At 65.1% G+C, this 19,821-nt stretch carries 18 protein-coding genes; 9 read left to right on the forward strand and 9 right to left on the reverse strand.

Annotation, left to right across the window (positions count from 1 at the left end; genetic code table 11):
- A partial coding sequence (locus EXR94_13950) for an enoyl-CoA hydratase/isomerase family protein (protein ID MSR03818.1) occupies positions 1–202 on the reverse strand: 202 nt, incomplete at its 3' end.
- Complete coding sequence (locus tag EXR94_13955; protein ID MSR03819.1) at positions 199–1,605, reverse strand: amidohydrolase; 1,407 nt, start codon at positions 1,603–1,605, stop codon at positions 199–201. The genes EXR94_13950 and EXR94_13955, both read right to left, overlap by 4 nt.
- 73 nt (positions 1,606–1,678) lie before the next feature.
- Between EXR94_13955 and EXR94_13960 the strand changes: the two genes are divergently transcribed.
- Positions 1,679–2,074 carry a DUF454 domain-containing protein gene (locus tag EXR94_13960; GenBank protein MSR03820.1) on the forward strand — a complete coding sequence of 132 codons (396 nt, stop codon included), beginning with the start codon at positions 1,679–1,681 and terminating at the stop codon, positions 2,072–2,074.
- Here EXR94_13960 and hslU read toward each other — a convergent pair.
- From hslU to EXR94_13980, 4 genes are all read right to left on the reverse strand, one after another.
- Positions 2,071–3,474 (reverse strand): ATP-dependent protease ATPase subunit HslU, encoded by a 1,404-nt coding sequence (hslU, locus tag EXR94_13965; protein MSR03821.1) that lies wholly within the window; start codon positions 3,472–3,474, stop codon positions 2,071–2,073. The genes EXR94_13960 and hslU overlap by 4 nt on opposite strands.
- 68 nt (positions 3,475–3,542) lie before the next feature.
- Positions 3,543–4,079 carry an ATP-dependent protease subunit HslV gene (gene hslV, locus EXR94_13970; protein ID MSR03822.1) on the reverse strand — a complete coding sequence of 179 codons (537 nt, stop codon included), beginning with the start codon at positions 4,077–4,079 and terminating at the stop codon, positions 3,543–3,545.
- 9 nt (positions 4,080–4,088) lie between these two features.
- Positions 4,089–5,006, reverse strand: coding sequence for a tyrosine recombinase XerC (locus EXR94_13975; protein ID MSR03823.1), 918 nt, complete (start codon positions 5,004–5,006; stop codon positions 4,089–4,091).
- The gene (locus tag EXR94_13980) at positions 5,003–6,328 is read right to left on the reverse strand and encodes a methylenetetrahydrofolate--tRNA-(uracil(54)-C(5))-methyltransferase (FADH(2)-oxidizing) TrmFO (GenBank protein MSR03824.1); all 1,326 of its coding nucleotides are present in this window, start codon (positions 6,326–6,328) and stop codon (positions 5,003–5,005) included. The genes EXR94_13975 and EXR94_13980 overlap by 4 nt, the downstream gene beginning before the upstream one ends.
- A gap of 204 nt (positions 6,329–6,532) precedes the next feature.
- On the opposite strand from EXR94_13980, the gene EXR94_13985 reads away from it, so the two are divergent.
- From EXR94_13985 to EXR94_13995, 3 genes are all read left to right on the forward strand, one after another.
- On the forward strand, positions 6,533–6,823 hold the full coding sequence (locus tag EXR94_13985) for a type II toxin-antitoxin system prevent-host-death family antitoxin (protein ID MSR03825.1): 291 nt from the start codon (positions 6,533–6,535) through the stop codon (positions 6,821–6,823).
- Positions 6,820–7,209: a PIN domain-containing protein gene (locus tag EXR94_13990; GenBank protein ID MSR03826.1), complete on the forward strand. Its 390-nt coding sequence runs from the start codon at positions 6,820–6,822 to the stop codon at positions 7,207–7,209. Before EXR94_13985 ends, EXR94_13990 begins: the two co-directional genes overlap by 4 nt.
- Before the next feature lie 366 nt (positions 7,210–7,575).
- Positions 7,576–7,941 carry a hypothetical protein gene (locus tag EXR94_13995; protein ID MSR03827.1) on the forward strand — a complete coding sequence of 122 codons (366 nt, stop codon included), beginning with the start codon at positions 7,576–7,578 and terminating at the stop codon, positions 7,939–7,941.
- A gap of 215 nt (positions 7,942–8,156) precedes the next feature.
- Here EXR94_13995 and EXR94_14000 read toward each other — a convergent pair whose 3' ends face one another.
- On the reverse strand, positions 8,157–8,678 hold the full coding sequence (locus EXR94_14000) for a shikimate kinase (GenBank protein ID MSR03828.1): 522 nt from the start codon (positions 8,676–8,678) through the stop codon (positions 8,157–8,159).
- Positions 8,678–9,859 (reverse strand): chorismate synthase, encoded by a 1,182-nt coding sequence (locus EXR94_14005; GenBank protein MSR03829.1) that lies wholly within the window; start codon positions 9,857–9,859, stop codon positions 8,678–8,680. Before EXR94_14005 ends, EXR94_14000 begins: the two co-directional genes overlap by 1 nt.
- 629 nt (positions 9,860–10,488) lie before the next feature.
- Between EXR94_14005 and EXR94_14010 the strand changes: the two genes are divergently transcribed.
- Genes EXR94_14010 through EXR94_14020 form a run of 3 tightly spaced genes read left to right on the forward strand, consistent with a single transcriptional unit; the run spans position 10,489 to position 13,243 of the window.
- The gene (locus tag EXR94_14010) at positions 10,489–11,244 is read left to right on the forward strand and encodes an SDR family oxidoreductase (protein ID MSR03830.1); all 756 of its coding nucleotides are present in this window, start codon (positions 10,489–10,491) and stop codon (positions 11,242–11,244) included.
- Between the two features lie 45 nt (positions 11,245–11,289).
- A complete protein-coding gene (locus EXR94_14015; protein ID MSR03831.1) occupies positions 11,290–12,276 on the forward strand; it encodes an ornithine cyclodeaminase family protein in 987 nt (328 codons plus the stop codon).
- Entirely contained in the window at positions 12,203–13,243 is a 1,041-nt protein-coding gene (locus EXR94_14020; protein ID MSR03832.1) for a pyridoxal-phosphate dependent enzyme, read from the forward strand. Before EXR94_14015 ends, EXR94_14020 begins: the two co-directional genes overlap by 74 nt.
- Here EXR94_14020 and EXR94_14025 read toward each other — a convergent pair.
- Positions 13,240–15,030, reverse strand: coding sequence for an APC family permease (locus tag EXR94_14025; GenBank protein ID MSR03833.1), 1,791 nt, complete (start codon positions 15,028–15,030; stop codon positions 13,240–13,242). The genes EXR94_14020 and EXR94_14025 overlap by 4 nt on opposite strands.
- On the opposite strand from EXR94_14025, the gene EXR94_14030 reads away from it, so the two are divergent.
- The gene (locus tag EXR94_14030) at positions 14,813–17,893 is read left to right on the forward strand and encodes a glycosyl hydrolase (GenBank protein ID MSR03834.1); all 3,081 of its coding nucleotides are present in this window, start codon (positions 14,813–14,815) and stop codon (positions 17,891–17,893) included. The genes EXR94_14025 and EXR94_14030 overlap by 218 nt on opposite strands.
- A gap of 16 nt (positions 17,894–17,909) precedes the next feature.
- Positions 17,910–19,814, forward strand: coding sequence for a CocE/NonD family hydrolase (locus tag EXR94_14035; GenBank protein ID MSR03835.1), 1,905 nt, complete (start codon positions 17,910–17,912; stop codon positions 19,812–19,814).
- Positions 19,815–19,821: the final 7 nt, after the last annotated feature.

Here is a 19,821-nt window from a genome sequence, read left to right on the forward strand (position 1 = left end):
TCAGATCGATGCCGGCGGAAAACGAATGGCCCTCACCCGAGACGACGACGACCCGAACCTCCGGATCGTCCTCGAGGGCCACCCCGACGGCCTTGAGCTCCCGCCACATCTCGAGCGACTGGGCATTCCGTTTGTCTGGCCGGTTGAGCCGGAGCCGGACGACGTGACCCTGCCGCTCGAGCAGGAGGGTCTGGTAGCTCACCGGGCCCCGATCTGCCCCCGCACCGCCGCGATCATCTTGACGGGGTCGAACCCGAGGCCCTCGCGGAAGACGAGTTCGACGTTCTTGATGTCGGCGATCCGGGTCGCGGGATTGCCGGTCACCAACACCAGATCGGCCACCTTGCCGACGGCCACCGAGCCGGTCTGGTCGAAAATACCTAACGCCTTGGCGCCGTTCGAGGAACCGATTTGAATGGCCTCGAGCGGGGTAAAGCCGGCCTCGACCAAGAGCTCGAGGTTCCGCTGGTTGCCGTAGCCGAACAAGGCCCCGCCGTTGCCGGTCGGGTCGACGCCGGAGCCGAGCAGTCCGCCGGCCCGCGCAAATGCCAACTCGTATTTCATACCGGTCTTGAAGATCTCGAGCGGAATCCCGCCGTTGCTCTCGGCAATCCGGGCCCGGGAGGTCAGGTACTCGGTCCGGGCGTCGGGCGACATGGCGTCGAGGACCCGTTGTTCGAGCGGCGGGCGGTTGGCCACGAACAGTTCATACACCACCAACGTCGAGGTCAGGGCCACGTTCCGGCCGATCATGTCCTTGAAGGTGGCCATGACTTCGGGCCCGTTCACATCGAGGCCGACATAGCTCTGCATCATGTTCGGCGAGCACTGGTCGGGGGTGCGGGTCTTGTCGTAGTCGGAGTTGGCGAAAAGCCCGTGTTCAAGCGCGTCCATGCCGAGTGCCACGGCTTCGCGATAGGGCACGGAGCAGAGGTGGCCCGTGAACTTGATCCCGCGCTTGTGGCCCTCGTCGATGGCCGCTTTCATAGCGGCCCGGCTGACGCCAGTATAGAACTTGAGCCAGGACACGCCTTCTTGGGCCCAATAGGCCACGACACGGCGAGCTTCGTCCTCGTCCTTGAGCCCGACCATCGTGCTGCCGAGTCCGTTCCCTGGGCCGGTCAGATAGGGCCCGGTGATGAACAACCGGGGACCGGGAAACTGGCCGCCCTCAATGGCGCGCCGGAGATTGAGCTCGGCGTACGGGTTATTGGCGCCGGTGGTCCGGATCGTGGTGACCCCGCTGGCCAGGTACAGCAGTGGCGCCGAGAAGCTCGACTGGACCGCCCGGCCTGAGGTGGTGTAGTAGCTGTGGTCGTGGAGGCCGACCATCCCGGGCAGCAGCGACTTGCCGGTGCCGTCGATGATCCGGGCCCCGGCCGGTGCGGCGCCGGTCCCGATCGAGGCAATCTTGCCCCCTGAAATCACCACCGTCCGGCCTTCGACCGGCGCGCCACCGACGCCGTCGATGACCCGGACGTTGGTAATCGCGACGATGGGGGCATCGACGGCCACGAATTGGGCCACCTGGGGCGACCGCTGGGCGGCGGCCATGGCGGTCGAGGACAAGGCAACGGCGGCGAGTGCAAACAGGGTTTTCGGCATGAGGCAAGGCTCCTTTGGGGCCCGGGGGCGAACGATTATACTGGACCGACGGAACAGCTAACGAGGATCGAACGTGGCGGACGAGCAATTGGCACTGGCATCATCCCGAGGGGCCCGATGGGCCTACCTTGCCGCCGGCCACTCGTTCCTGGCCCTCGGGATTGTCGGTGCCTTCGTGCCGCTCCTGCCCACCACGGTATTTCTGATTCTGGCCGCATCGTGCTACGCCCGGGCTTCCACCCGGTTCTACCACCGCCTGATGTCCCACCCAACCTTCGGTCCGATCGTCCGGGACTGGCGCGAGCACCGGAGCATGACCGTCCGCGCGAAACGCCTTGCCCTCGCGATGATCGGGGTCACGTTTGCCCTGACCCTTTGGATCATCCCGCTGGTCTGGGTCCGGGTCCTTCACATCCTGATCGGGGCCGCGCTCGTCTTCTTCATCCTCCGGATCAAAACCCGGCCCTAGAGAATGTACTTCCGGAGATCGTCGTCCGAAACGATCTTCGCCAGGCGGTCCCGGACTACGGCCGCATCGATCACAATCCGCTTCTCGAAATTCGGCAACTCGAACAACGCCTCGTCCATCAACGTGGCCATGACGGTATGGAGCCGCCGGGCGCCGATGTTCTCCATCCGCTCGTTGGCATGGGCCGCGATCCGGGCCAGCTCGGCAATCCCGTCATCGGTAAAGACCAACTCGGCCCCCTCCGCCCCGACCAGGGCCTGATACTGTTTGGTCAGCGCGTTCTCCGGCTCCTTCATGATCCGGATGAAGTCAGCCTCGGTGAGCGGGGTCAGCTCGACCCGGATCGGAAACCGGCCCTGAAGCTCCGGAATCAGGTCCGACGGCTTCGAAACATGGAACGCCCCGGCCGCAATGAATAGGATATGGTCGGTTCGGACATAGCCGTACCGAGTTTGGACCGTAGACCCCTCAACGATCGGCAGCAGGTCCCGTTGCACTCCCTCGCGGGAAATGTCCGGTCCGCCCGACTGGGACTTCTCGCCGGCAATCTTGTCGATTTCGTCGATGAACAGGATGCCGTGGTTCTCGACCCGGTCGAGGGCCTCGCTGACCACATCGTCCATGTCCACCATCCGGCGGAGCTCGTCGTCGATCAGGATCCGGCGGGCCTCGGGCACTTTGACCGTGCGGCGCTTTTTCCGCTTCGGCATCATTTCCTGGAGCCACTCGCCCCAGTTGACGTCAGCGCCTTCCATGCCCTGTGGCGGCTGGGGCATGAAGTCCATCGGCGCAAAGTTCTGGGCCTGAACCTCGACGTCCACTTCCCGTTCGTCGAGGCTCCCGTCGGCCAGCATCTGCTTCAGCTTCTCGCGAGACCGGAGCCGCCGGTCGGCCTCGGCGTCCTGCTGCTCCTTCGACACCGTGCCGCCGGGCGTCACGACAAACACCCCGGGCGAGTCGGCGGGGGGCTTGGATGACGGCGTCGACGGCGGAACCGGCGGCAGCAGCAAGTCGAGCAATTTCTCGTCGGCCTTCTGCTCGGCCTGATCGTAGACCTCATCCTCGCGTTCGGTCCGCACCAGACTGAGCGCGGCGTCGACCAGGTCGCGGACCATGGTTTCGACGTCGCGGCCAACGTAGCCGACCTCGGTGAACTTCGAGGCCTCGACCTTGATGAACGGCGCCCCGGCCAACCGGGCCAGCCGGCGGGCGATTTCGGTCTTCCCAACACCGGTCGGGCCGATCAGGATGATGTTGGACGGGGTGATCTCATCCCGAATCGACTCGGGCGCCTGACTCCGCCGCCACCGGTTCCTGACCGCAATGGCAATGGCCCGTTTGGCGGCGTCCTGGCCGACGATGTACCGGTCGAGCTCCGCCACGATCTGGCGGGGGGGCATTTCCTCGAGCCAGGGCTGAACCGGAGGCGCGTCCGGATCGGCCGGCGGCGGGGCGGGTTTCTCAGCCATCAGGCCGGCAATTCGAGGATCGAGAGCTTCTTGTTGGTGAAGACACAAATATCGGCCGCGATCTCGAGTGATCGCTGGACGATGGCCTTGGACGTCAGGGTTGGATCGGGCATCAACGCCCGGGCCGCGGCCAACGCATAGTTGCCACCCGACCCGACGGCCAGCACGCCATCGTCCGGCTCGAACAACTCGCCCGACCCGCTCACCAGATAGCTCCGGTCAATATCGGCCACGACCAGCATCGCTTCGAGCCGCCGGAGGACCCGGTCGCTCCGCCAATCCTTGGCCAATTCCACCGACGCCCGGCCCAGGTTGCCGGGGTAGCGATCGAGCTTTTCCTCGAATTTTTCGAGCAAGGTGACGGCGTCGGCCACCGAGCCGGCAAATCCGGCCAGGACCCGGCCGCCCTTGAGAGCCCGGATCTTGTTGGCGGTGGCCTTCATGACCGTGTCGCCCATGGTGACTTGGCCGTCGCCGCCTAACGCCACGCGCCCGTCTTTGCGGACGCAGAGAATGGTAGTGCCGTGAAACGCCATAACCGACTCCTAGCCCGCCCGAGGGTGGGCTTGTTTGTAAACGTCCTTGAGCCGCTGGACGCTGGTGTGGGTGTAGATCTGGGTGGTCGAGAGCGAGGCATGACCCAGCAGCTCCTGCACCGCCCGGAGATCGGCCCCGGCGTCCATCAGATGGGTCGCAAAGGTATGCCGAAGCGAGTGAACGCGCTGGCCCTCGATTCCCGCCCCCCGGTAGAGCCCATGGATCCGGCGCTGGACGCTCCGGGGCGACAACCGCCGGCCCTTGGGCGACACGAACAACGGTCGCTTTTCGCCCGACTTGGCCCGGACCACGACCTCCCGGGCCTCGAGATAGGTCCGGAGGGCCTGCTCGGCCTTCCGGCCCACCGGGACGATTCGCTCTTTGCGGCCTTTGCCCCGGACCCGGATCTGGTTCGAGAGCAGGTCGAGGTCGGCCACGTCGGCGCCGGCCAACTCCGAGAGCCGAAGCCCGCTCGAATAGAATAACTCGATCATGGCGCCGTCGCGCACCGGGATGAACTCGCCGGTGGTCGCGGCCTTGGCGACACTGGCGAACAGGGCCTCGGTCTCTTCCTTCCGGAGGTGGGTCGGGAGGCGCTTTTCGATCTTCGGCACCCGGGCGGCCCGGGCCACGCCGTTGGTGATCCCGTGGTTCACTTGGAGGAACCGATAAAACGACCGGAGGGCCGAGAGGGCCCGGGCCGCCGAGCGCCGGGTCAACTTCCGGCGGTCGAACTCGCCGAGAAAGCCCCGGAGGCCGAGCCGGTCGAGCGAGGTCCAGGTCCAGCCACCGCCGTAGTACTCGTCGGCAAAGGCGATGAAGGCCGTGAGGTCGCGCCGGTACGCCTTGACCGTGTGGGGCGACTGGTCGCGCTCCTTGGTCAGGTGCTCCAGATATTCCTCGAGGAACGCCGCGGGTGCGGTCACAGCGAGGCCCGCCAGGTCGCGAAATCGCGCTCGGCGCGTTCCACCAATTTGGCCCGGCGTTCGTGCTTGGGCGTCCCATCCGGCAGCGGCTCGACCAAGCCGAAGTTGGCGTTCATCGGCTGGAAGTGCTTCGGATCCGCCTCGGCGAGGTACCGGTACAAGGCGCCGAGCATCGTGGTCGGCGGGGGTATCACCGGGGGCCGCCCGGTCAGGGCCCGGTGGAGGTTGATCCCGGCCAGGATGCCGGTGCCTAACGATTCGGTGTAACCCTCGACCCCGGTCAGCTGGCCGGCAAAGAACGTGGTGCCCCGGGTGAGCCCCGGCCCCAGCGCCGCGGGGCTATTGATATAGGAGTTCCGGTGAATGCTCCCGAACCGGAAGAACTCGGCGGCGGCCAGGCCCGGGATCATCCGGAACACCCGCTGCTGTTCGGGGATCCGGAGCCGGGTCTGGAACCCGACCAAGTTCCACATCTGCGCCGCCTTGTCTTCCCGGCGGAGCTGGACGACGGCGTGGGGAATCCGGCCGGTCCGGGGATCGGGGAGCCCGACCGGCTTCATCGGACCGAACCGGAGGGTTTCGACCCCGCGCCGGGCCATTTCCTCGACCGGGAGGCAGCCTTCGAAGTAGGGGACTTTGTCGAACTCGTGGGCCGTGAACTGGTCGGCCTCGCCTAACGCCTTCAGGAAAGCCTCGTACTCCGGCTTGGTCATCGGCGCGTTGAGATAGTCGTCGCCGTCACCCTTGCCGTAGCGGGACATGGCATAGAGGATCGATTGGTCGAGGCTCTCGGCCGAGACGATCGGGGCAATCGCGTCATAGAACGCCAGTGACTCTTGGCCGAGCTCGGCGGCAATGGCGACGGCCAACTTCTCGGAGGTGAGCGGCCCGGTGGCGACGATGCCGGGCCGGGGCAGCTCCGTCGCCTCCTCGGCCACGACCCGGATGTTGGGATGGCTCCGGATCTGGTCGTCGATGGTTTGGGAAAAGACCTCCCGATCCACCACCAGCGCGCTTCCCCCCGGCACCCGAGCCTGATCGGCCGCGGTGAGGAGGATGCTCCCGAGCGAGCGAAGCTCCGCCTTGAGCAACCCGTGCGCGTTGGCCGTCTCCACCGACTTAAACGAGTTGCTACAGACCAATTCCGCGAGCCGTCCAGTCTGATGCGCCGCCGTCGGAACCGCAGGCCGCATCTCGAGCAGTGTCACCTCCACCCCCCGCTCCGCCAGCGCCCACGCCGCCTCCGCCCCCGCCAACCCACCCCCCACCACCGTGGCCGAGTGCCGAGTGCCGAGCGCCGAGTGCCGAGGACCGGGTGTCATGACGTATAAGGTAATCCCGGGCCTCGATCCCTCATCCTCGCGGGCATCCGGTTGGCCGGGTCGAGGGACCTGCGGCGGAATGGTTCAATTGGTGGATTTGTGGTTACGTCGCGTCGAACTGGAAGCCTTACCTTAGGCGCCATGACATACCAAACGGCGGTTCCGGAGATTGACAAGGTAGCTTCTAGAAGCTACCTTAGAGTCATGCTAGCGGTTGGCCTGAAGACCCTGAAGAACAAACTGGCGGAATACGTCCGCCTCGTTGCGGCCGGCGAAGTGGTCCTGGTTACCGACCGGGAGCGGGTCGTCGCCGAACTCATCCCGCCCCGGGCTGGAAGGAGCGACATGGCACCCGACGCATTGTTGGCTGACGCGGTCCGAAAGGGCTGGGTCACGGCACCCCTGATCGTCGGCCCGGCTCCGGCGGCCGGGCCTCCGGTGGCGCCCCTGGCCACGATTCTGTCCGAGCTTGACTTAGACCGCGGCAACCGGTGATCTACCTCGACACCTCGGTGGCGCTGGCCCATCTCATGGCAGAGGATCGGCGGCCGCCGGAGTCGATCTGGAACGAACCGCTCATCAGCAGCCGGTTACTCGAATACGAGGTCTGGAACCGACTCCACAGCCGGGGGCTCGGATCGTCCCATCGGGCGGCCGCCGAGGTGTTACTCGGGCGGCTGGCGTTCGTGGAGTTCCTTCGGCCGGTTTTGACTCGGGCTACCGAGGCCTTCCCCGCTCCGGTCCGCACCCTCGACGGACTCCACTTGGCCTCGATGGACTTCCTGGTCCGACAGGGCCAGCGAATCCGTTTGGCGAGCTACGACCAACGCTTGAATACGGCGGCCTTGAAGGCCGGCATCGAACTACATCCCCTTCAGTAAACGTCCGGGCGGGGCATGCGACGTGCAGGCCGACCACGACATGAAAGCCTACGTCCTAGCGACATTTGCATCGGTGACCGTGGCGGGCCTGGCGGCATGTGGCAGCATCAACCTGGTGGGGCCAGCCGCCGCAACCTGCTCGGCGACGCCGTATTTCACGGTCAGTCCGGTGGCCCTGTCGGATATCGAGAGGATCGTCGTGGTGGGCGGATTGGGTGCTCCGGGCCATACCTTGCCCACTGCTCACGCCGGATTCTACCTCGCGACCGAAGGGGCGGCCGTTCGCGCGCCCGGTCCAATCCAAATCATTGGGCTGCGGCGGGCCAGGCCTTGGGGACCAGTGGCCTGTCGAAGGCGTTGGGGCTGATGGGACTCGACTTCGGACTCCTCGACACCAGGGTCACCAACGGGTACGTGGCCGACTGGCGCCATCCAGATCCGTCCCGCAATGCCGTCTGCGCCTGGGACAAATTTGAAGCGTCAGTTCAGGCCCAGTTGTTCAGCAAGCTGTCCGACCCGAGTCGCCCGGGCACCGTGGCCGCCGGTGAACCGCGGTGCGGCACCATGAAGGTTGATGTTGCCGGGACGCTCAAAGGTGTCTGGGCGTTGCCAACGGAAACCTCGCCGGTCGCGGGCAACGAAACGGCGTATATCACCCTGGCGAATTATCCCTATCGCGCGGGGGCCTGGAACCGGCCGAGTGAATCGTCCGTTCGACCAAGTAACCAATGACGGGCAGATTTACTGTTACGGTCCCGACCTGCTGCGGCTGGAGGTGAGCTGGCTGATCACGATGACGGGGCCAAGCGCACTCAATATCAGAAGGGTGGAGAATCGGGTGTCGACCACGTGCACCGACCCGTCGAGTACCTGGTCGATGGTGGGCGCGGTCAGCATGGTTCGGTAGACTGGCTCGGCACTCGGGACTCGGCACTCGGCACTCGGCGTTACGGCCAATCGGCTTGGGTGCGGGCGAGTTCGAGGACGGCGGCAGCGGCGGCTTGGGCGGTTTGTTGGGAGACGTCCACCGTCGCATGGGCCTTCCGGTACCAGGGGGCCCGCTCCGTCGCGAGGGTCTCAAGCCGGCGGACTGGGTCGGCGGCCAGGAGCGGACGGAGGCGGGCCTCGGCCCCCAGTCGGGCAGCCGCCACGGCGGGGTCGACGGCGAGATGGATCACCCAGGCCCGATCCGCCACCTCGTCCAAGTTCCCCGGTTGGACCGCCCAGCCACCGCCTGGGGTAACTACATGGGGCGGCAGGCCTAACGATTGGAGCACGGCCAAGTGCTCCCGGGCCCGGAAGGTGGCTTCGCCCTCCTCCCCAAACAATTCGGCAATCGTCATCCCGGTGGCTCGTTCGATGATCGGGTCGATATCGGTACAATGGGTATCAAGCTGGTCGGCCACCAGGTGGCCGATGGTCGTTTTGCCGACGCCGGGCAAGCCGATCAGGATAAGATGTCGGGGCATTAGGCGCCGAGGGTGGTGGCGCGGTGGCGGATGGCTTCGCGATAGCCGTCGAGATTCCGGGTGAATTCGGAGATCGAGTCGCCCCCGAATTTCTCGAGCATGGCGTCGGCGAGCACGATGGCCACCAGCGCTTCGGCGATGACGCCCATAGCCGGCACCGCGGTCACATCGGACCGTTCGCTTTGGGCTTGGGCGGCCTGTCCGGTCTTCAAGTCGACCGTGGCGAGCGGAGTCATCAGGGTGGCGATCGGCTTCATGGCGACCCGAACGACGAGTGGCTCGCCCGTGGTCATCCCCCCTTCGAGGCCCCCGGCGTTGTTGCTCCGGCGCGCAAATCCGGATTTAGCACTCGGATCGATCGGATCGTGGACCGCCGACCCAGGGCGGCGGGCGGCCTCGAAGCCGAGTCCGATTTCCACGCCTTTGACCGCCGGAATCGACATCAGCATCCCGGCCAGGCGGCCGTCGAGTTTTCGGTCCCAAGAGACATGACTGCCGAGTCCGAGTGGGAGACCGTCGGCGACGACGTCGATCTCGCCGCCTAACGTGTCGCCGTCCTGCTTGGCTTGGTCGATCCGGGCGATGATGGCGGCCTCGGAGGCGGGGTCGAGGACCCGGACCGGCGAGGCATCGGACGTCGCGTTGAGCGGGCGTGGCAGCGGATTCGGGGCGGTGACCCGGATTCCGCCGAGCGACACGACGTGGCTTCCGATGGCAATGGCGCAGGCGTCGAGGAGCCGTTTGGCGACGGCCCCGGCCGCGACCCGGGCGGCGGTTTCGCGGGCGCTGGCCCGTTCCAGGATGTCGCGAGCGTCTTGGCGGTCGTATTTGAGGACGCCGACCAAGTCGGCGTGGCCGGGCCTTGGCCGGGTGACTTGGCGGCGGCGAGGTTGGTCGGTGGCTTCGGGGGCCATGATGTCGGCCCAGTTGGCCCAATCCCGGTTCTCGATCAGCATGGCGATCGGGGAGCCGAGGGTGGTGCCGGCGCGGACGCCCGAGAGGAATTGGATTTGGTCGTGTTCGATCTTCATCCGGGCGCCGCGGCCGTAGCCCTGCATCCGGCGGGCGAGCTCGAGGTTGACCCAGGGTGCGTCGAGGGGGAGGCCGGCGGGGACGCCTTCGACGAGGGCGACGAGGGCTTTGCCGTGCGATTCCCCAGCGGTGGTGAAGCGGAAGTGCATGGGGGAAGGTAATCCCGCGCCAGGCGGAACCGGACCCCGCGGACCGCTACCGGGGCCGCTCATGGCGCCGACTTACTAGATTTGAATAGGTGCGAAGCAACGCCTGAGGGGGGGGCGCCAATGAACCCGCTTGAGCATTGGGCCGGCGCAATCCGCCCGATCTGGAACACCCATCGCACGATCATTCTCCGAGCCTCCGTTGCGCTCCTCAGCCTCTACGCCGCCCTCAAGCTCGGTACTGAGTTCTGGCGACTGCTCTTTGACATGAGCCCGACCGGCGCAATTGACTTGCGCATCCTCAACCACCAAACCCGGGCGTGGTTCGAGGGGCATTTGGTGTACACCGGATCAACCCTCACGCCCCATCCTCCCGCCACCTTCGTCATCCTCTATCCATTCCTCGGTTGGCTGGAGTTTGCTCAGGCGCGATGGGTGTGGGCGGCCACGACGGTGGTGATGCTTGGCGCGTTGACCGTTGTGCTAGTCCGGGCCAGTGGTGCTACCACACGGCTCGAGCGGGGGCTGGTGGCGGTGATGCTCCTGTCCATGAACGCGACGGGGGTGGACGTCGTGCCCGCGGCGGCGTACGTTGGAGTCGCAACCAGACTCCCACGCCTGAGGCAACAACCTTGGATTTCACGAACCAGCGTGTCCTGGTCACGGGGAGCAGCCGTGGTATCGGCCTTGCCATTGCCAAGGCATTTCTCGACGCGGGTGCTCGGGTCGCAATCAACGGCACCTCGAAACAGTCTGTGGCTGCGGCCATGGCAAGCCTGGCCGCTCCGGAACACACCGTCGCGGCGCCTGGAAACATCGGCACCGTTGCCGGTTGCGAGTCGGTGGTCGAGACGGCGATCACGGCGTTCGGGGGCCTCGACGTTTTGGTGAACAACGCTGGGGTCGGCGCGGGCCGGCCGATTGCGGCGTGTGACGAGGCGATGTGGGACGCGCACGCCGATGTCAATCTCAAGGGGTTGTTCTTCTGCTGTCGCGCCGCGATCCCCGCCTTGCGCCAGGCCAATGGGAATATCGTCAATATTGCGTCGGACGCCGGTTTGATGGGGGTGCCGGGCATTACCGTTTACTGCGGCACCAAGGGCGGCGTGGTGAACATGTCGCGGGCGATGGCATTGGAAATCGCCCCGGACGTGCGGGTCAATTGCGTCTGCCCGGGTTACGTCGACACCGACATGATTCGCAAGAGCAACAAGGCCAAGGCCGACCCCGCCGCGGCCTGGCAGAAGATGGTCGACTATGCCCCGCTCAAACGGATCGGGTCTCCTGAAGAGATCGCCCACGCGGTCCTCTACTTGGCGTCATCCCAAGCGCGGTTCATTACGGGCATCGCTCTCGCCATTGACGGCGGCACGACCGCCGGCCGTTAGCAACGCCGTTGCGCACACCCATTAGATGAGAAGAGGCCTGCTGCGATGACTATGGTATTCGGACTGGAAGCGATCAAGCGGTTGATCACGACCCCACCACTGATCCAGGCGATCGAAGACGGCTTCGTTCTCTACTCCGACGGCAAGGTCGTCGTGCCACCGGTTGGCTTTTTGCATTTTGATCAGCCCCCAGGCGATGTGCATATCAAATATGGCTACGTGCGAGGCGACGACATTTATGTCTTGAAAATGGCGTCTGGCTTCTATGACAACGCGAAGCTGGGTGTGCCGGTGACCGACGGCGTCATTCTGGTTTTCAGCCAGCAGACCGGGCACTTGAAGATGTTGCTCCATGATGAATGTTGGCTCACCGACATGCGCACCGCGGCGGCCGGTGCGGTTGCCGCCCGCTATCTGGCCCCCAAAAATGTCCGTCACATCGGCATCGTCGGCACCGGGGTGCAAGCGCGGATGCAACTCACGCTGTTGAGGACTGTGGTCGACTGTCGCAGCTGTTTTGTTTGGGGTCGAGACACAGCCAAAGTCCAGGCGATGATCGAGGACCTCAACGCCGACGCCTCGATTCAGGACTGGGGTCTTAAGATCAAAGCGGCGTCTGATATCGGGGAACTGGCGTCAGAGTGCCGGCTCATCGTGACCACGACGTCGGCCAGGGAGGCGCTGATTCGGGCGGACCAGGTCCAGGCGGGTACCCATATCACGGCCATGGGTTCGGATGACCACGGCAAGCAGGAATTGGAGGCCGCGCTGCTCGGGAAGGCGGATCGGGTGGTGGCAGACAGCATTGCCCAATGCGTCGATCACGGGGAGTGCTTTCATGCCGTGAAGCACGGCAGCATCCGAGCCGACTCAATTCTCGAATTGGGCAACGTCATCAAGAACCCGGCCCTGGGTCGAACCAACGACGAGCAGATTACAGTGGCAGACCTGACGGGTATTGCGATCCAGGATATTCAAATTGCCAAGATGGTTACCAGCGCTTACAGCAAGGGAGACTCACGTGGCGGTTGAACAGCGGGACCAGCTGGACGTACCGACACTGGTACAACAGGCGTACGAGAGGACCAAGGCCTATCTCTCGCCCACACCGCTCGAGTTTTCTGGTTACCTGAGCGACCAGATCGAAGCTGAGGTGTGGCTCAAGTTGGATTTGGTGCAGAAGACCGGCTCCTTCAAATATCGCGGGGCGATCAACAAGATTCTGTCACTCACGGAAGCGGAACTCGACCAGGGGGTCGTGTCGACCTCGACCGGCAACTACGCGCTCGCGGTCGCCGAGGCGATGCGCCAGCGGGGCCGCCGGGCCACGATCTACGTTGCCCGCGACATGGACGAGTCGCGCCTGAATATCCTAAGGTCCGCTGGCCTCGACTTGGTCATTTTTGGCGACCTTGCATGGGATGCTGAGGAAGAGGCCCGCCGGGTGGGCGAGGAGGAGGGCAAGATTTATGTGTCGCCCTACAACGATCCGCTGGTGGTGGGCGGTCAGGGTACCTGCGGCTACGAGATCTCGCAGCAACTTCCGGATCTGGACGCGGCCTTCTTTGCCTGCGGTTCGGGTGGGTTGCTGACCGGTTCGGCGGGTTGGCTCAAGTCCTACAACCCCAAGATCGAAGCCTATGGCGTGTCACCGGCGAACTCGCCAGTAATGCACGAGTCCATGCGAGCCAACAGGATCGTCAGGACCGAGATGTACCCGACCCTGGCGGACACCTGTGCAGGAAGTGTGGATCCAGATAGTATCACCCTGGAACTCTGCCAACGACACGTGGCTGAGATCGTACTGCTGTCTGAAAAGGAAATTGAAGCGTCGATCCGCCTGTTGTTCGAACACCATCGACTGGTGTCCGAAGGATCCGGCGCGTTGGGTGTCGGGGGTCTGCTCAAGCGGAAAGAGCGCTTCAAGGGGAAGAAAGTCGTCGCGGTGGTCTGTGGGCGGAACATCGACCTCGACGTGTTCAAGCGAATTGTCGCCTAACGATCTTTGATTAAATTCCCGGTCCTCTGGCCACGCCAATACAACGTCAGCCCGATGCCGATCAGGAACACGCAGCCGCCCGCCACCTTGACCAAGAACATCCGGGGATTGGGGTCGCTGGCGGGTGGCACCATCGAGAAGGTGATGCCCATCAAGGTCGTGGCAAACCCGACGGCGCCCGCCACCCGGCAGCCGAGCTTGCCAAGCCGTGACGAGGACGCGCTGGGATCCGACCGCGCGGCTCGTTCCCGCAAGACCGGATAGGCCGCGAAGATGTACAGCAAGGGCAGCAGCGAGAGGATAATGGTCATGTCGACCAGCACGACGAAGGCGTCGCGCACGGTTGCGCCTGACATCGCCGCCGCGAAGACCAGGGTAGCGGCAGAACTCTGGGTCAGCAGGGCGACGTAGGGCGAGCCGTGGCGGGGATGCAGTCGCGCGAGTGCCTTGGGCAGGTAGCGATCCACCCCCACCACGAATGGCAGGCGAGCGGTACCGGCCAGAAAGGCGCCGAAACTTCCGACGCTCGCCAGCGCCAGGAATCCCGCCGTCAGCGGCCCGAAGAACGGCAGACCGATCCGCTCGCCGATGGCGGCAAGAGCTTGCGGAATCCCGGCGATCACGTCGATGGTGGCGGTCGGCAACGCCACCAGCAGCGAAGCCGTGCCGGCCATGTAGATAATCGTGACGATGACCCCGGCGATCACCGCGGCCCGGCGCAGTTGCCGCGCCGGATCGCGGATCTCGCCACCCATGATCGGGCCGAGTTCGAGCCCCTGCAACGCGCCGGCGACAATCGCGAATGCCGCATAGGTCGACCGGGCGCCGAAATCAGGCATCAGACTGGCCGCCGTGAAGGGCGTCGCCGGGCCAAACCGATACCAGGCTACGGCACCCGCGCCGATCACTAAGGTGGCCACCGTCCACGCCGCCATTCCGCCAAGGTTCGGGAGCCACTTGCCCCGCTTGAGGCCGAGGATATTCAAGGCCGTGGCCGCCCACAACACGGTCAGACAGTAGACGCTGTTGTACCCGACGCTGGTCGAATAGGGCAGCCAGCGTTCGCCGCCGACCCGGAGGAACACCCCGGCGCTGAACAACAGGGCGGACGGGAAGAACACCACGTTGACCACCCAGTACGACCACCCGGCGACGAAGCCGTGGACGTCGCCAAAGCCGGCCTTGGCCCAGAGGTAGAGTCCGCCTTCGCCGGGGACGCGGGCACTCAGGTCGAGGACCGCGAAGGCCAGGGGGATGAAGAAGAACACCAAGCCCATGGCCCACAGCACCAAACTCGAGGGGCCGATTTGCGCCGCCGTCGACAACCAGCGCAGACTGACGATGGCGGCGATGTTGAGCAACACCAGATCCCCGGTGCCCAAGACCCGGTGCAGTTGGCTAGCGGCTTCGGGTTTGCTCACGCTGGTTCCATCGAAGAGTGGGCTAACAGACAGTGCAGGGGCCGGACCTACCCGCCGGATCGAATCGGAGTCTACCGAACAAGGAGGATCTTGGATACCCCGGTCGCGGCCCCTCGACCGCTCGCGCGTCGGGCGGTAGGTTGGCTGGATGACGGAAGCTCCAGTTCCTCGACCTGGAAGTCGGATCGACTTCAGGATGCTCTCGATCGGGAGCGTCGTCGCCTCCGTCTTGGTTGGATGCCGCGGCGACTCCAGTGCTATGGCCACGGGCGGCGGTGTGGACGCCGGCTTTCTCTCGGCCCTTGAGTGGCGTTTCGTGGGGCCGTACCGGGGAGGGCGCGTCCCTGCGGTGGCGGGCGATTCCAAGAACCCTTTGGTTTTCTACTTCGGGGCGGCTCACGGCGGCGTGTGGAAGACGACCGATGCCGGCGGGCATTGGCGAAACCTGTCGGACGGCTTCTTCAGGTTTCCTGCCGTGGGTGCCTTGGACGTGTCGCTCTCGGATCCCCAGGTGATCTTTGCGGGCACCGGTGAGGGGCTTCAGCGGCAGTTCATTTCGCCCGGCGACGGGGTCTACAAATCCACCGACGGAGGAGACACCTGGGCCAATGTGGGCCTTCGAGAAACCCGGCACATCGCCAGGATCCTGATTCATCCGACCAATCCCGATGTCGTGTACGTGGCGGCCATGGGGGACATGTTCGGCCCCAACCCGGAGCGGGGCGTTTATCGAACCATGAACGGAGGGAAGACCTGGGAACGGATCCTCAATCGGGGCGAGACCGCCGGCGCGGTGGATCTGTCGATCGATCAGAGGAACCCGAAGGTGATCATCGCCGCTCTGAACCACCATGTGACGTACCCGTGGGACGAGGAGAGTGGCGGACCCAGCACGGGCCTCTTCAAGACCACGGATGGCGGGGATAGCTGGACGGACATCACCCGCAATCCCGGGATGCCCAAGGGGTTGGTCGGGAAGATCGGCCTCTCGATCTCACCGGCGCGGTCGAGCCGGGTGTATGCGTTCATCGAGGCCGACCAGGGTGACGGCGGGATCTACCGGTCTGACGACGGCGGCTCCACCTGGCAGATGACCCATCACGACCCCGGCAAGATGGAGATCCCCAACTCCTACAACCACATCACCGCCGACCCCCGGGATCCCGACGTCGTCTACATCCAGCCGATCAGTGGTCTCCTCAAGTCCACGGACGCGGGCCGGACGTTCGAAGATCAACCGACGGAGAACTGGGACCATCATGCGTTGTGGATCGACCCCAACGACCCTCGCCGAATGATCGACGGAGGAGACGGCGGTGCGGCGGTGACGTTGAACGGAGGTGAGTCCTGGTCGAGCCTCAATAACCAACCCACCGCCGACCTGCTCAGTCTGGCCGTGGACGACCAAGCCCCCTATTGGGTCTACGGCGCTCAGAACGACAACAGTCACATTGCGATTCCTAGCCGCACCGACGATGAGTCGATCGGGTCGGAGCACTACCTGGTCATTCCGGCCGGCGAGGGCGGGCAGACCGCGGTGAAACCCGACGGCAGCGTCGTCTATGCGAATGACCGGACCAGGACGGTGCGTTTCAGCCGGAAAACCGGCCAGGCTCCGAGCATCAGCGTCTGGCCCGAAGTCGAGTTCGGAACCGCGCTCAAGGACGTGAAGTACCGTTTCTATTACTCGTTCCCGGTGCTGCTCTCGCCGCACGATCCCGGCGTGCTCTACACCGCCGCCCAGTACGTCTTTCGATCCACTGACGAAGGCCAGTCCTGGAAGCGGATCAGCGCCGACCTGACGCGAAACCGTCAGGACGTGATGGGCGCGCCGTCCGGAGGGCCGATCAGCTCCAATGCGTCGTCGCTCTTCCATGTGAGCGTCATCCGGACCCTTGCCGAGTCTCGTCTCCAAAGGGGCGAGCTCTGGGTGGGCACCGACGACAGCAACGTTCAGCTCTCGCAAGATGGGGGCGGCAATTGGCGGAACGTCTCTCCCCCGGATCTCCCGGAATGGACCACGATCACGGCCATAGAGGTTTCCCGCCACCAGCCGGGGACGGTCTATCTGTCCGGAGAACGGCACCGGGTGAGCGATCGGACGCCGTATTTCTACAAGACTACCGACTACGGCAACACCTGGCAGCGAATCACCAACGGGATTCGGGACCACGACTACTCGTGGGTCATCCGGGAGGACCCGGTCCGTCCGGGTCTCCTCTACGCGGGAACGGAAACCGGCGTGTACGTGTCCTTCAACGCTGGGAGCTCCTGGCAGTCCATGCAGCGCAACCTGCCGCCGGTGATGGTGATGCAGATGGTCGTGAAGGACAACGATTTGGTGCTGGCCACCCATGGGCGGGGCTTCTGGATTATGGACAACATCTCGGCCCTCCGCGGCATCACCCCCGAAGTTGCCTCGGCCCCGGTGCATTTGTTCAATGTCGTCCCCGCGCTTCGTCGGCTTCAGGGAGGGACCGGGACGGGACCCTCGGGCAGAGCGAGGAACCCGCCGAGCGGCGTGATGATCGAGTACTACCTGGCCGAGAAGCCCGCCGGTGACTTGGTGCTGACCCTCATGGACGCGGGCGGCACGATCATCCGGCAGTCCAGCCCCCCAGCCACGGCAGGCATGAACCGTTTCCTTTGGAACCTGCGATACCCGGGTACCGAGCTGCCCCCGGCCGCCGGGGCATTGAACGATTTCCAGAGCGTCGATCACTCGCCGCCCTTACCACCGGTGGCGCCTCCGGGACGGTACCTCGTCCGACTCTCGGTGGGCGGACAGACCCAGGAGCAGGCCTTCGAGATTCGGAAGGATCCGAGAGTCGAGGCCGGCGACGCCGATTTCAGAGCCCAGTTCGATCTCATGGTCAAGATCCGGGATCGGGTCCCTGTAGTGGCCGATGTCGTGATGCGAATCAGAGCGATCCGAGCGCAGGTCGAAGGACGTCGGGCCGCCGGGGCGGAGAGCGTTCTGGAGCAATTGAAGGACATCGAGGGTACGCTGATGATCTGGATGGGGTCCGAGTCCCACCCCATGATGTGGGGCCCCCCGGGGTTGATGGAGAAGTTCAGCACGCTCTCGCGGGCCGTCGGCGCCGCCGATGCCAGGCCCACCGCTTCGATGTACGCCCTCTTCGAGGACCTCTCGGCACGGTTGGAGGTCCAACGGAACCGGTTGAACACGCTCGTGAAGGACGCGGTTGAGCCTTTGCTGTCCCACTGAAGGAACTGGAGCCCTCATGTCACCGATCCGCCGATCCCGTCGACTTCCTTGGGCCGCTGCCGTGGCGTTCGCCGCGGGGGTACCGGGGGCCTTGCCGGCTCAGACCCCGGCCAACCCGGTGGCGACCTACTTCGCGACCCAGGTGGACCGGGAGGAAATGCTCCGGATCCCGATGCGCGACGGAAAGCGGCTCAACGGATCGGTCTTCTTTCCGAAGGATCGGCCCCGGCAGAACCTGCCCACGATTCTGACCTTCTATCCCTATCTCATCAACCCCGCCTCGGCAGAAAACCAGCGATTCCTGGAGAACGGCTACGCGCTGGCGTACGTCAACGTCCGAGGGCGGTACTTCTCCGAGGGCGTCTACACCTACTTGGGCGGGTCGGGCCCCGACTCGTACGACACGATCGACTGGCTCTCGAAGCAGCCGTGGTCCAACGGCCGGGTCGGGGCGTTAGGCTGCTCGTCGAGCGCTGAGGAACAGCACCGGATGAATGCGATGCACCATCCGGCCTTCGCGGCCGCGGTGCCGCGCGGGTCGGGGGCCGGCATCGGCCGGATCGGGCCCTACAACGAAATGGGCAACCACTATCGGGGCGGGGTGTTCCAGAACTTCTGGCTCTCCTGGTACCATGGGGCCGGGTACAAGTACAAACCGTCGTTTCCGCCGGAGCTCAGCCGGGAAGACATGCTCCGGATTGCCCGGTCGTGGAACCTCGAGCCCGAAACGATCCCCCGGGTCAGCTTCGACAGCGTCATCAATACCCTGCCGTTGAGCGCCATCCCCGGCCGAATCGGCTCGGCGCCGAGCGATCTCGACGCCTTCATGACCTGGCCGCTCAGCGATCCGCGCTGGAGCACCATCGAGTTCGGGTCCGAGGGCGACCGGAACGGAGCGCCGGCGCTCTATATCAACTCCTGGTATGACGTGTCGACCGGGCCGAATCTGGCGATGTTCGAGTATCAGACCCGCCACGCCGCGACCGAGGTGGCGCGGAACAACACCTTCATGATCATTGCCCCGACGACCCACTGCCAGATGGGGCGGGTCGAGAGCGAACATACCGTGATCGGCGAACGGGACATGGGCGATGCCCGGTTCGACTACACCGGTTTCCTGGTCCGTTGGTACGACCGCTGGCTCAAGGGCATCGACAACGGGATCGAGAAGGAGCCCCGGGTCCGGGCGTTCGACATGGGCGCCAAGGCATGGCGGACCTTCGATACCTGGCCCCCGCGAGAGGCCACCCGGCAGACCTATTTCCTCACCAGCGACGGCGGGGCCAACACCGCGGCCGGCAACGGGCGCCTGACGTTGACCCGCCCGAAGGCCACCGGCCTGGACCGATACACCTACGACCCGCGCCACCCCACACCGAGCCTCGGCGGGCAGGTCTGCTGCTTCAACGCCGCCGTGCCGGGGTCGTTCGACCAATCTCCGGTGCAGGCCCGGCCCGACGTGCTGGTCTACACTTCCCCGCCCCTCGCGGTACCGGTCAACGTGACCGGGCCCGTGACGGTGACGCTCTACCTGTCGTCCGACGTCAAAGACACCGACCTCATGGTCAAGCTGGTCGACGTCGACCCCGACGGGCGGGCGTACAATCTCGACGAGCAGGCGCTCCGGGTCCGGTGGCGGCAGGGCTACGACGCCCCGGTGTTCATGGAGGCGGGCCAGGTCTACAAGGTGGAAATCCCGCCGCTGGTGACCAGCAACACCTTCCAAGCCGGGCATCGGATCCGGGTGGCGATCGCGAGCAGCGCGTTCCCGGTCTACGAGCGGAACCTCAACACCGGCGGGTCCAACTACAACGAGAAAGATCCGGTGGTGGCGCATAACGTCATCCATCACGGCCCGGCTCATCCGTCGGCTGTGTTGCTCTCGGTGGTCCCGGTGACCAATGCAGTGGGGAAACGGTAGCCTGTGC

The organism is Gemmatimonadota bacterium, assembly GCA_009692115.1.
GTDB lineage: Bacteria > Gemmatimonadota > Gemmatimonadetes > Gemmatimonadales > GWC2-71-9 > SHZU01.

What these genes read in the sequence shown, in the direction of transcription:
- EXR94_14035 (MSR03835.1), top strand. Translation starts at nt 17,910, where the DNA reads ATGTCACCGATCCGCCGATCCCGTCGACTTCCTTGGGCCGCTGCCGTG.
- EXR94_13995 (MSR03827.1), top strand. Translation starts at nt 7,576, where the DNA reads ATGGGACTCGACTTCGGACTCCTCGACACCAGGGTCACCAACGGGTAC.
- EXR94_14005 (MSR03829.1), bottom strand. Translation starts at nt 9,859, where the DNA reads ATGCACTTCCGCTTCACCACCGCTGGGGAATCGCACGGCAAAGCCCTC.
- EXR94_13955 (MSR03819.1), bottom strand. Translation starts at nt 1,605, where the DNA reads ATGCCGAAAACCCTGTTTGCACTCGCCGCCGTTGCCTTGTCCTCGACC.
- EXR94_13980 (MSR03824.1), bottom strand. Translation starts at nt 6,328, where the DNA reads ATGACACCCGGTCCTCGGCACTCGGCGCTCGGCACTCGGCACTCGGCC.
- EXR94_14000 (MSR03828.1), bottom strand. Translation starts at nt 8,678, where the DNA reads ATGCCCCGACATCTTATCCTGATCGGCTTGCCCGGCGTCGGCAAAACG.
- EXR94_14015 (MSR03831.1), top strand. Translation starts at nt 11,290, where the DNA reads ATGACTATGGTATTCGGACTGGAAGCGATCAAGCGGTTGATCACGACC.
- hslU (MSR03821.1), bottom strand. Translation starts at nt 3,474, where the DNA reads ATGCCCCCCCGCCAGATCGTGGCGGAGCTCGACCGGTACATCGTCGGC.
- EXR94_13985 (MSR03825.1), top strand. Translation starts at nt 6,533, where the DNA reads ATGCTAGCGGTTGGCCTGAAGACCCTGAAGAACAAACTGGCGGAATAC.
- EXR94_14030 (MSR03834.1), top strand. Translation starts at nt 14,813, where the DNA reads ATGACGGAAGCTCCAGTTCCTCGACCTGGAAGTCGGATCGACTTCAGG.
- hslV (MSR03822.1), bottom strand. Translation starts at nt 4,079, where the DNA reads ATGGCGTTTCACGGCACTACCATTCTCTGCGTCCGCAAAGACGGGCGC.